General features: G+C 55.3%; 11 protein-coding genes, 1 pseudogene and 1 other annotated feature. Of the genes and pseudogenes, 2 read left to right on the plus strand and 10 right to left on the minus strand.

What is annotated here, in order from left to right; genetic code table 11:
• Window positions 1-77: 77 nt before the first annotated feature.
• Window positions 78-938, plus strand: a complete 861-nt coding sequence (locus tag RTU33_RS13485) for an AraC family transcriptional regulator (protein WP_312628010.1) — start codon at window positions 78-80, stop codon at window positions 936-938.
• A 19-nt stretch (window positions 939-957) separates the two neighbouring features.
• On the opposite strand, the gene RTU33_RS13490 is transcribed toward RTU33_RS13485, so the two are convergent.
• The 3 genes from RTU33_RS13490 to ibpA form a co-directional block, all read right to left on the minus strand.
• Window positions 958-2613 carry a putative transporter gene (locus RTU33_RS13490; RefSeq protein WP_312628011.1) on the minus strand — a complete coding sequence of 552 codons (1656 nt, stop codon included), beginning with the start codon at window positions 2611-2613 and terminating at the stop codon, window positions 958-960.
• 217 nt (window positions 2614-2830) lie between these two features.
• Window positions 2831-3259, minus strand: a complete 429-nt coding sequence (gene ibpB / locus RTU33_RS13495; RefSeq protein ID WP_312628012.1) for a small heat shock chaperone IbpB — start codon at window positions 3257-3259, stop codon at window positions 2831-2833.
• 116 nt (window positions 3260-3375) lie between these two features.
• Window positions 3376-3789, minus strand: coding sequence for a small heat shock chaperone IbpA (gene ibpA, locus RTU33_RS13500; RefSeq protein WP_312628044.1), 414 nt, complete (start codon window positions 3787-3789; stop codon window positions 3376-3378).
• Window positions 3783-3857, minus strand: a sequence feature (ROSE (Repression Of Heat Shock gene Expression) occurs in the 5'-region of heat shock genes and acts as an RNA thermometer to modulate expression.). (Overlaps the previous gene by 7 nt.)
• Before the next feature lie 240 nt (window positions 3858-4097).
• On the opposite strand from ibpA, the gene RTU33_RS13505 reads away from it, so the two are divergent.
• Window positions 4098-4430 (plus strand): YceK/YidQ family lipoprotein, encoded by a 333-nt coding sequence (locus tag RTU33_RS13505; protein ID WP_312628013.1) that lies wholly within the window; start codon window positions 4098-4100, stop codon window positions 4428-4430.
• A gap of 1 nt (window position 4431) precedes the next feature.
• Here RTU33_RS13505 and RTU33_RS13510 read toward each other — a convergent pair whose 3' ends face one another.
• From RTU33_RS13510 to yidA, 7 genes and pseudogenes are all read right to left on the minus strand, one after another.
• Window positions 4432-5655 (minus strand): DUF3748 domain-containing protein, encoded by a 1224-nt coding sequence (locus tag RTU33_RS13510; protein WP_312628015.1) that lies wholly within the window; start codon window positions 5653-5655, stop codon window positions 4432-4434.
• A gap of 51 nt (window positions 5656-5706) precedes the next feature.
• A pseudogene (locus RTU33_RS13515) lies at window positions 5707-7042 on the minus strand (MFS transporter).
• 184 nt (window positions 7043-7226) lie between these two features.
• Window positions 7227-8375, minus strand: a complete 1149-nt coding sequence (gene dgoD / locus RTU33_RS13520; protein WP_312628017.1) for a galactonate dehydratase — start codon at window positions 8373-8375, stop codon at window positions 7227-7229.
• Entirely contained in the window at window positions 8372-8989 is a 618-nt protein-coding gene (locus RTU33_RS13525; protein WP_312628018.1) for a 2-dehydro-3-deoxy-6-phosphogalactonate aldolase, read from the minus strand. Before RTU33_RS13525 ends, dgoD begins: the two co-directional genes overlap by 4 nt.
• Entirely contained in the window at window positions 8973-9851 is an 879-nt protein-coding gene (locus RTU33_RS13530; RefSeq protein ID WP_312628019.1) for a 2-dehydro-3-deoxygalactonokinase, read from the minus strand. The genes RTU33_RS13525 and RTU33_RS13530 overlap by 17 nt, the downstream gene beginning before the upstream one ends.
• The gene (dgoR, locus tag RTU33_RS13535) at window positions 9848-10537 is read right to left on the minus strand and encodes a D-galactonate utilization transcriptional regulator DgoR (RefSeq protein ID WP_312628021.1); all 690 of its coding nucleotides are present in this window, start codon (window positions 10535-10537) and stop codon (window positions 9848-9850) included. The genes RTU33_RS13530 and dgoR overlap by 4 nt, the downstream gene beginning before the upstream one ends.
• A gap of 248 nt (window positions 10538-10785) precedes the next feature.
• Window positions 10786-11598 (minus strand): sugar-phosphatase, encoded by an 813-nt coding sequence (gene yidA / locus RTU33_RS13540; RefSeq protein WP_312628023.1) that lies wholly within the window; start codon window positions 11596-11598, stop codon window positions 10786-10788.
• Window positions 11599-11669 lie beyond the last annotated feature (71 nt).

An 11669-nucleotide genomic window follows, 5' to 3' on the forward strand; every position in this document is an offset into this window, starting at 1 on the left:
CCCTTAACGATTTATTATTCGGGGATTACACTCCCCATTAATGTGCTGGGCAGATAATTGGTTGTGGACGAAATAAAATGAATGGAAAAAGCGTTCTTTTGCATGTAAAAAACGAAATCACTTACAATATTCCGTTAGTTATTGACGAAAATGTGATCTCCAGCGGCATCTCATTAATTTCACTCTGGCATACGCTGGCCGACGAAAGCTACAAGGTTATTTGGCCAAGGGATAAGAAAAAACCGCTGATACCGAATTCATGGGTGGCTATCTACACCCTACAGGGCTGCGGCCAGCTGCTGCTGCGCGACGGTACGGAAATAATCCTGAACGGCAACTGCATTATTTTCCTGAAACCTATGGATATTCAGTCCTATCACTGCGCAGGCCTGCTGTGGGAACAATACTGGATGGAGTTTATCCCCACCAACGTGATGGAAATTCCGCTATTACAGACGGGTATAATTTATAACGGTGAGATATTTAACCAGGAGCTGTCGGAAGTTGCGTTATTGATTGCTCATAAAGACCCACTAAAGAATAACCTCGCGGTCGCGTTCTTAACCAAAATGATATACCAGTGGATATGTCTTATTTCAGAAAACGGCAAGAAAGATGCGCTGCTTATTCAGATTGAGAAATTACTGTCAGTATTACACAGCGATCTACAGCGAAACTGGAGCGTGACGGAAATGGCGCAAAAGATGCAATGCAGCGAGCAATATCTGCGGCGTCTGTTTCTACGCTACACCGGAAAAACGCCAAAGGAGTACTACCTGGACGCGCGTCTGGACCTTGCGCATTCGCTGCTGAAGCAGGAGGGACAAAGCGTGGGAAAAGTGGCCGATATGCTGAATTTTTTCGACTCGTTTCACTTCAGCAAGGCGTTTAAGCGCAGGTTTGGCCTCCCGCCGTCTCAGCTGTTAAAGGGGGAGTAATCCCCCTTCGGTGAAACGACTAGGCCCAGAACAGCACCGCCAGCAGCTGCGGCGTAATAATGCGCAGGAACATCACCAGCGGATAGACCGTGGCATAGGAGAGCGCCGCTGCACCGCTCGTTGCATGCAGGTTATTAGCAAAAGCTAACGCAGGTGGATCGGTCATTGAGCCTGCGAGCATACCGCACAGCGTCAGGTAGTTCATTTTGGCAAAGATGCGCGCCAGGATACCGACCGTCAGCAGCGGTACGGCGGTAATGAAAATGCCGTAACCAATCCAGCTTAAGCCGTCGCCTTCCGTGAGCGTACGGATAAAATCACCGCCGGACTTAAGGCCAACCACCGCCAGAAACAGCACAATCCCCAACTCTCGCAGTGCAAGGTTAGCGCTCGGCGGCATAAACCAGTACAGCTTGCCGATGCTGCCGATGCGCCCAAGAATCAGCGCCATAATCAGCGGCCCGCCCGCCAGACCAAGCTTCAGCGCCACCGGGAAACCCGGTATAAACAGCGGCACGGAGCCCAACAGCACGCCAAGCCCGATCCCAATAAACACCGGCAGCATCTGAACCTGTTGTAGCTTCTGCTGCACGTTGCCAACTTCTGCCGCCACTGCGTCAATCGACGCCGGGCGCCCGACAAGGTTAAGGATATCGCCAAACTGCAGGCTGGCGTTGCTGCTTGCCACCAGCTCAACGCCCGCGCGATTGAGTCGCGATATCACCACGTCATAGCGCTGTTTGAAGTGCAGATCGCGGATTTTCTTGCCTAATACCTTCTCATTGGTGACGACAACGCGTTCAACTTTCAGATCCGTACCGCGCGTGGAGAGCGACGTTTCCACCTCTTTGCCAATCACCAGCTGCGCGTTATGCAGATCCACCTCAAGCCCGACCAGGTGCAGCAAATCCCCGGACTGAATCACCGTTCCCGGCGACGGCACCATCAGCATTTCGTCGCGCTTCAGGCGCGAGCAGATGATTTTATCGCTGTTGAGAATGGGGACGTCCTGAATGGCAAGGTTGTGCAGGTTGGGGTTTTCCACGCGAATGTTGATGGTGTGCAGATGGCTGTGTCCGTTCCCGGCCTGCGCATCAAACTGCTGCGCTTCTTTCTCGACGTTCACCCTGAAAAAGAGCCGCACAAACCACATAGTCAGCAGAATGCCGCAGATGCCGAACGGATAAGCCATGGCGTAGCTCATCCCCATCTGATCGACGACTTCGAACGGCACGCCCAGATCGCGCAGAATTTGCTGCCCGGCCCCGAGCGCTGGCGTGTTGGTGACGGCCCCGGAAAAAATCCCCAGCATCACCGGCAAAGGAATGGCGAACAGCTTATGCAGCAGTGCGGTCACCACACCGCCAAGCAGCACAATCAGAATGGCGAAGAGATTCAGCCGCAGGCCGGACACCCGCAGCGAGGCGAAAAAACCCGGTCCGACCTGAATCCCAATGGTGTAGACGAACAGGATCAGGCCGAACTCCTGAATAAAGTGCAGCATCGGGCTGCTCAGCGTAACGCCCGCCTGTTCAACAAAATGGCCAACGATAATGCCGCCAAACAGCACGCCGCCAATACCAAACCCGACGCCGCGAACTTTAATATTACCGATCCACAGCCCCACAACCGCCACCAGCGCCAGAACGCTGACGGTCAATGCTATATCACTCATCGTCTTTTCCCTGTGAATAACATTACTGATAGAAGGGATTCTGGCAGAGAGGCACTGAAATGTATCGATCGCGGCGCACAAAAAAGCCCTGAAGAATTCAGGGCTCAGAATGCGGCTTGAATTGCCCGGCGGCGCTTCGCTTGCCCGGGCCGACAAGACCAACAAATCGTGGTGGGTACGTAGGCCCGGTAAGCCTGCGCCACCGGGTATCTGGAACTTAGCTGTCCAACGCCGGACGCTCGCTAATGGCAATGCGCTGCGGAGCGATGGCTTCCGGCTCGTTACGGGTCAAATCAATATGCAGTAACCCGTTGCTGAAGGTCGCCCCGGTAACTTCCATATGCTCGGCAAGGGTGAAGCTCAGGCTAAACGGTTGCATCACCAGGCCCTGATGCAGCCATTTGGTTTCGGTTTCAGGCTTCACCGGCGTGCCTTTAACGCTGAGACGAGTGCCTTCCAGCTGCACGTCCAGATCTTCCTGACGGAAGCCTGCCAGCGCAAGGGTAATACGGTAGTGGTTATCGTCGCTTTTTTCGATGTTGTACGGCGGGAAACCCTGAGTTTCCGGGGTATTCAGCATCGCGTTGGCCAGTTTATCGAAGCCAATCCACTGACGCAGCATAGGGGTTAAATCGTAGTTACGCATGATAGTTCTCCTTCAAAGAAGCGAGTTTGGCCCGGCGAGTGAAAGACTCGCCATTGCTCCCTGTCGGCAAGCAGCGGGCTGGTATTATCAGACGGCGCATGGCCGCCTGAAGGGAATCAATTGATTTCGATACGACGCGGTTTATTCGCTTCAGGAATAATGCGTTCAAGGTCGATATAGAGCAGCCCGTTCACCAGATTGGCGCCTTTAATATGCACGTTTTCAGCAATCTGGAATTTGCGCTCAAAGTTACGCTCGGCAATACCCTGATAGAGATAAGTCCGCTCTTTTTGCTCGGTTGGGTGGGAGCCTTTCACCACCAGCAGGTTGTCCTGGGCGGTAATCTCCAGCTCGCTTTCGGCAAAGCCTGCGACCGCGATAGCGATGCGGTAGTTATTTTCGTCAACGAGTTCAACGTTATATGGAGGGTAGCCGCCGTTGCTCTGGCTCTGGTTGTTTTCCAGCAGATTGAAAAGACGGTCAAAACCAATGGCGGAACGGTACAGTGGGGAAAGATCGAAGTTGCGCATAATCATAAAGCTCCTGAAATCAGCGAGAATTTTCTGACCTTCCACAATGGACAGGTCGTGAACCCGGAACACCCCTCAGGCATGTTCTCAATGGGTACAGGATTAAAATGGGATTCGCGGAACGTTTATCAAGGGCAAAGGTCTTACTTTTTTTGCACTTTCGCCCACAGAGCATAGACTGAAGGGCGGCACGGAGGCCGAAAGTGCGACAGGTGCCACAGAGCGCCATTTCCGGACTATGTATTTTTTCAGCGGGCCGTTATAACCCGATAGACAGGCACTCCGGGTGCCGACAACGATGATAGCGCATGATGAAAACGTTAATGTTGAAACCTGTTTTATTCTCAGGGATGGTCGCGCTGGCAGGGTGCTCCAGCGTCATGTCTCACACCGGCGGCAAAGAGGGGACCTACCCCGGCACGCGCGCCAGTGCAGAGATGGTAGGGGATGATGCCACCAACTGGGGCACTAAAACCCTTGTTCTGCTGGATTTACCGTTTACCGCCGTCGCGGATACGCTGCTGCTGCCGTGGGATTTGTTCCGCAAAGATAACTCGGTCCGTTCCCGCGTAGAGAAAAGCGAACAGCAAACGCAGGCGATGAACGCCGTGATCCCGCCTGCGGCGATGCCCGTTCGTTGATTCAGACTTCCGTGCTCGTCATCCAGAGCTGGCGATAGCCGCCCGTCTCCTGCATCCAGGCAACATGCTCTCCCGTTGGTGAGAACACAATGGCGTCACCCGACGGTGGGTTTTCATGATTAGTCGTCAAAAAGCGAATATCACCGTTTTGCGCATCGCAGAGCACAATCCTGTCTTCCAACACAAACCCAAGCCATTTGCCTGACGGATGCCAGTTAAACGCAGACTGAATGCCGCTGGCGTGCGTCAGCTGGCGCAGATCGCTGCCGTCCGGCGCAATCAGCCAAAGCTGAACCACGCCTGATTCATCACGCATCAGAAAGGCGATCGTGTCACCTTGTGGATTACAGCGCACCCAGTGGCGTGGCGTATTCACCAGCCCCGGAAATGCCCTGTCATGGGTGAACGTCAGACGACGCTGAACTACGTCCGCAGGCGGCGCGGGCATTGTACTTTCAGAGCCACAAAGCGAGGACTTCCCGGCCCGCTTCCATCCGGATTCCTCTTTCGGCAGGTCAACGATAAACAGCTCCGGGATTTTTTCCCCGCTCAGCGACAGCGTATCGCCGATAAACGCTAACTGCTCATTCCCCACCCAGCCTTCTTCGTAGGCGCGATTAATCTCATCGCTGCCGGGCTTTGGCGCTGGCGTGGTCTGGCTCACCAGCACGCACCAGTGGCTGCCCGCATATTCGCGCGGATGATGGCCCGGCGGCGTAACAGGCCCGAACGGCACGGCCACGCCAACATTACGTAAATCCAGCGCCGGGTCGCGTTCATGCAAAACATGATCGTTATAAGTGAAGCTCACGAATTCACCGTTCGGGCTGTAAACGTGAACGTGGGTTCCACCCCGCAGCGCGCCGGGCGTGAACGGCGGGGTGATATCCATGGCGTCGAGATTGCGGGTTTCACTGTGATGCGTTACCACGCCGCGGCGATGATGAAAATCGTAGTGCCATGACGCGTCCGGATTTTCAGGGCCGTGAATAAATACATAGCGATCTTCAAACGGATGCACGGTCACTACGCCAACGTGCGCGCCGTTGGTAGCCCGATAAAGCACCTCTGTGTCACCACTGTGGACATTGACCCGCTCGATGGTTTCACCGGTAAAGAATGCGCCGGACGGACGCACGTCAAACACCAGCCACTGGCCGTCAGGAGTCCATGTCCGGGTATTCGTTAACTGGTGATGACGAGGAGCAAAAGTGAGTTGTTTCATTGAGGAACCCTGATGCGCGTGAATCGCATCAGGGTATAGCAAGGCAGGAATTTAGCCTACACGTTTCACATCGCCGACCAGCAGGATGTAGGACAGCGCGCCAATCAGCGTAATTGCTGAGATGTAGGTCAGCGCCGGAGCAAAGCCGTGCGCCTGTGCCAGATAGCCAATCACCAGCGGCACCGTGATCCCACCCAGGCCACCCGCAAAGTTGAATACCCCACCGGTCAGGCCAATCAGGCGCATCGGTGCCAGAGACGACACCAGAGACCAGGTAATGGACGCAAAGCCATTGCCGAAGAACGCCACCGCCATCAGCACGGTGATCCACACCGGGTCATTGGTGTAGTTAGCGCCCATGATGCAGGTGGAAATCAGCAGGCCACAGATAATCGGCAGCTTACGGGAGAAGCCAATTGAGAAGCCTTTACGCACCAGTTTGTCCGCAATCCAGCCCGAAAGCAGTACCCCGACGAACGCCGCCAGGAACGGCACCGTTGTCATAAAGCCCGCTTTTAGCGCAGTGATGCCTTTTTCCTGGGTCAGGTAGTTCGGGAACCAGGTCAGGAAGAACCACAGCGTCGAAGCGATAGCGAACTGACCCAGATAGACGCCCACCAGCTTGCGATGGAACACCAGCTTCCAGTCAGCTTTGGTCAACGGCGCGCTGACTTTGTTTTCAATCTGCGCATCGCCGTCAATCAGGCCACCGCCCTGTTCGATATAGTCCAGCTCCGCCTGGGTGATGCCTTTGGTTTTGCGCGGGGCCTGGTAAACCTTATGCCAGATTAAAGCCCAGATGATGCCGATGCCGCCGGTGACGATAAACACCCAGTGCCAGCTCAGCATCTCCTGGATCCAGATGAGCAGCGGCGTCAGGAATGCCAGACCAACAAACTGCCCGGAGGTGTAGAAACCAACCGCCGAAGCACGCTCTTGCTCCGGGAACCAGCTGGTGACCATGCGGTTGTTGGTGGGAAATGCGGGTGCTTCAAAAATACCGGTAATGGCGCGCAGGCCAATCAGCGACAACAGCCCGGTCGCGAAGCCCTGGAACAGCGTGGCGACGGACCAGCCCATAATAGCGATGAAGTAGGTGGTGCGGGAACCTAAACGGTCGAGCACGCGACCGCCGGGGATCTGGCAGAGCGTATACATCCAGGCAAACGCCGAGAAGATATAGCCCATCTCCGTTTTTGTAATGCCAAACTCTTCCTGAATATGTGCAGAAGCGACGGCAAGGTTTGCGCGATCGACGTAACAAATCACCACGGTGATAAAAATCATCAGCAGCGTCAGGTAGCGACGGCGCCCTGTTTTAACGTTAGTCACGGAAATATCCATTCATCTGTCTCCAGATTCTGGGCATAGCGATACGTGCCACCATGCCCTGTAAATTACAGAGGGTGTGTAAGTTCTATAAAATTAAAAGGCACTGCTTATTGCGCTAAATAATTCGCGGCGGTGGGGGGAGGCCGCAAATTTTCTCATCCCCGGGCGCAGACAAAAAGTATGTGACCGGGGTAAGAAAACACAGCCGACGCATCACCAGCGTGAAGTATGACGCGCAATTACCACTCGGCGACAGCGCCGTCCGGATAACGCCACAGCGGGTTACGCCAGTCCGGGGCCTGTTTGCTCATTTCGATGACTTTGGCTTCGTCAATCTCCACGCCCAGACCCGGCTTCATCAGCGGTCTGAAGTAGCCGCCTTCCATACTGAAGTCTTCTTTATTGATAACAAAGTCGAGGAGCTCCGCGCCTTTGTTGTAGTGAATGCCCATGCTTTGCTCCTGCAACACCGCGTTGCGGGAAACAAAGTCGATGTGCAGACAGGCCGCCAGCGCAATCGGGCCAAGCGGGCAGTGCGGGGCAAGCGATACATCATAGGCTTCAGCCATCGCCGCGATTTTGTAGCATTCGGTGATGCCGCCCGCGTGTGAGAGATCGGGTTGCAATATCGCCAGACCGCCAGCCTGCAATACGCGTTTGAATTCGAAGCGCGAGAACATCCGCTCGCCAGCGGCAATGGGAATATGGGTTTGTTCCGCGAGCTTCGGATAGTATTCCGCCTGCTCGGCCAGCACCGGCTCTTCGATAAACAGAGGGCGATACGGCTCCAGCTCTTTGATCAGCACTTTTGCCATCGGTGCGCTGACGCGACCGTGGAAATCGAGGCCGAACTCAATTTCATTGCCAAAGGCTTCACGAATCTTGGCCACGGTATGCACAGCGGCATCCACGCTGCGGGAATCATCGATAACGCCCATCTCTTCGCAGCCGTTCAGCTTAAAGGTGTCAAAGCCAATGCTGCGCAGGGTTTTGATGCCGTCGATAACGTCCGCCGGACGGTCGCCGCCGACCCAGCTGTAGGCCTTAATTTTATCGCGTACCAGGCCACCCATCAGCTGCCACACCGGCGCGCCGAGGACTTTGCCTTTGATATCCCACAGCGCCTGGTCGATACCGGCGATGGCGCTCATCAGAATCGGGCCACCGCGGTAGAAACCGCCGCGGTACATCACCTGCCACAGATCGTTGATGCGTGCCGGGTCCTGACCAATCAGGTATTCACCCAGCTCATGCACGGCAGCCTCCACCGTCCTCGCTTTGCCTTCAATAACGGGCTCGCCCCAGCCGATAACACCCTCATCGGTTTCGATTTTCAGGAACATCCAGCGCGGCGGTAAACGGTAAGTTGTCAGTTTAGTGATTTTCATTGGGTGGCCTCCTGCCAGGCTTTTACAAAGGCCGCAGCCTGCTGTGCGGAACGTTCAACGGATTGTCCGGCTCGATAGAGATCGCTGCCAAGCCCGGCTCCTGCACAGCCGGCATCCAGCCACACGTTAAGGTTTTCTGGCGTCACGCCGCCGACGGCAAACACCGGCACGTCTTTTGGCAGTACCGCTTTCAGCGCTTTGATGTACTCCGGGCCAAAAGCGGAGGAGGGGAAGATTTTCAGCGTCTGTGCGCCCGCTTCCAGCGCGGTGAAGGCTTCAGTGGCTGTAGCGCAGCCTGCGCAGACCGTCATGCCGTGAGCAACTGCCCGGCGAATAACATCAGCGTTCGTATTTGGCGTCACAACCAGTTTGCTGCCTATCGCAGCTAACGTGTCGACATCTTTGGCTTTCAGCACCGTTCCGGCACCTATCAGTGCCTTATCACCAAACTCTGCCACCATCGCGGCGATGCTGGTTTGCCATGCCGGTGAGTTGAGAGGAATTTCTACCGCGTCGAATCCTGCGTTGAGAATAGCGGCGATGTGATCGCGCGCCTCTTCCGGCCTGATGCCGCGCAAAATAGCGATCAGGGGAAGTTTAGTTTGCCACTGCATGGGCGATGCTCCTTATACCTGCCTGAAATGCCGCGTCGCCGGAAACGAACGTCGAACAGCGACCCACGCGGCTTAGCGCCTGCTGGTAGCGGTCGGCGAGGGATTTTCCTGCGACAAGCGTTATCGCCTGTTCACCGGGGAAGCATTCGCACATCGTGGCGACTTCTGCGCCGATAAGCAGACCGGATAAAAATTCGCTCACCTGTTCGTGCGGGAGAGCCCCGAGCACGTGGGAGGCGCGAACTTCAAAAAGCTGCGGCAGCAGGGCAGGTCCACAAAGCCCTTTCTCCAGACCGGCAGCGAATGCCTCAGGCGATGTTTCCTGCTCAGGCAGGCCTGCGCCCACCAGCGAGTAATTCAGCAGAAGGTGGTGCAGTTCGCCGGTCATCACGGTCCGGAAATCAAAAATTTGCTGGTTGTCCGCCAGCACCCATTTGCAGTGGGTGCCCGGCATGACGTACAGCGACGCAGGTGCCAGCTGGCGAGCACCCAGAAGTTGGGTCTCCTCACCGCGCATGACGTTGTGGTTGTCGTCTCTCGACACGGAAAGGCCTGGAATAATCCATACTTTATCGGCAACGGGCGTTAACTGCTGGCCAATTGCCGGGAAATGCACTGGAACGGGTAAATAAGGGGCCACCTTCCAGCCAACATTACTGCCGACCATGCCCGCCATCACTACCGGCGTGGCGGCATCCCGCCAGCCTTGAGTGATTTCCGCTAACACCGCTTCGGGGGAACGCCCGTTCAGGCGAGTGACCCCTGCTTCAGACTGCCGGTTATCCAGGCACTCATCGCCCTGATAAAGCCAGGCGCGCAGGTTGGTCGATCCCCAGTCGATAGCGATGTAGCGTGATGTCATGTGCTTTCCTTTAACCTTCGTGTTGAGCTGGCGATCATGGTGAGCGCCGCCTGCTCTGCCGCATTGCTGTCCTGATGCCGGATGGCGTCAAAAAGCGCTTTGTGCTCCTGAAGGGTCTGCGGCATGTTGGCCTCATCGCCCATCCAGGTGCGTTCAAAAACTGCCCGCTGCAGCGAACTTATCGCCACGCTGAGCTGCTGTAATACCGGGTTATGGACCGAGGCCAGTACCGCTTCGTGATAGCGGATATCGGCTTCGTTGAAGGCATCGCGATCCTGGTTGTTCGCCACCATGTCATTCAGCGCCGCTTCGATTTGCGCCAGGTCGCTGGAGGTCGCCCGCTCGGCGGCCCAGCGGGCAATCGCTGGCTCCACCAGGTTTCGTACTTCGCTCATCGCCACGATAAGCCGTGGGTCGTAGTCGTTTTCCAGCACCCATTCCAGGACGTCAGTGTCGAGGTAGTTCCATTCGTTGCGCGGGGCGACAAATGCACCGCGATAACGCTTCATCTCAATCAGCCGCTTCGCCATCAGCGAACGAAACACTTCACGGATGATATTGCGGGACGTTTCAAATTCTTCGCAGAGGTCTGCCTCGGCGGGCAGCGCCGCGCCGGGAACGTATTTTCCGCTCACAATCTGGCGGCCCAGCGTCACGATAATGCGGTCGGTTTTGGTCAGGTTCATGGATTGTCCTTTTATTCGGAATACCCGACTACTTTACCGCGACTGCCGAAACTCCTCTCACTTTTGCAGTACAAACTTGAACATATACGTCTTTCCATACGCCACAATGTAGTACAAACAGTTTATATTGTACTACAATTTAGATCACAAAAACGACAACTCAGATCGAGAAAGCGTAAAGCGAGGATCGTCAGGCAATAAAAAAGCCCGCGCACAGGGCAACGGGCTTGAATTGAAAAAGGGAAGAATCAGTTCAGAACAAACTTCTCGATAGCGTAAGCCACGCCGTCTTCAAGGTTGGATTTAGTGACGAAGTCAGCAACCTCTTTAACCGAAGGGATGGCGTTTTCCATTGCGACACCCATTCCGGCGTATTCAATCATCGCAATATCGTTTTCCTGATCGCCCAGGGTCATCACCTCTTCAGGTTTAATGCCCAGCGTATCGGCCAGCGATTTCACACCGGTGCCCTTATTGACGCGTTTATCGAGGATTTCGAGGAAGTACGGCGCGCTTTTCAGCACGGTATACTTCTCTTTCACTTCCGCCGGAATGCGGGCGATGGCTTTGTCCAGAATGGCCGGTTCGTCGATCATCATCACCTTCAGCAGCTGAATATCGCGCGCCATATTTTCCGCTTCGCAGAACACCAGCGGAATGGTTGCCACGTAGGATTCATGCACGGTGTAGTAGCTGATGTCGCGGTTAGCGGTGTACAGCGTGTTGCGGTCAAGCGCGTGGAAGTGAGAACCCACCTCGCGGGAAAGCTGTTCCAGATAGCGGTAATCATCATAACTCAGCGCCGTTTGCGCTACCGTGCTGCCGTCGCTGGCGTTCTGGACCAGTGCGCCGTTATAGGTGATGCAGTAATCCCCTTCCTGCTCCATGTGCAGCTCTTTCAGGTAGCTGTGAACGCCCGCATACGGACGACCGGTACACAGCACCACCTTCACCCCGCGCTCACGCGCCGCGGCAATGGCCTGCTTAACCGCTGGAGAGATGGTGTGATCGGGCAGCAGCAATGTTCCGTCCATGTCGATTGCAATGAGTTTGATAGCCATTAGGGTCCCCGGGATAAGTGAGTTATCACTCATGCTAACGCGATTTAGCTCAAAAAACAGCAAAAGAGTCG

Origin of the sequence: Scandinavium sp., from assembly GCF_032012665.1 — a bacterium.
In the GTDB taxonomy this organism is placed as follows: domain Bacteria; phylum Pseudomonadota; class Gammaproteobacteria; order Enterobacterales; family Enterobacteriaceae; genus Scandinavium.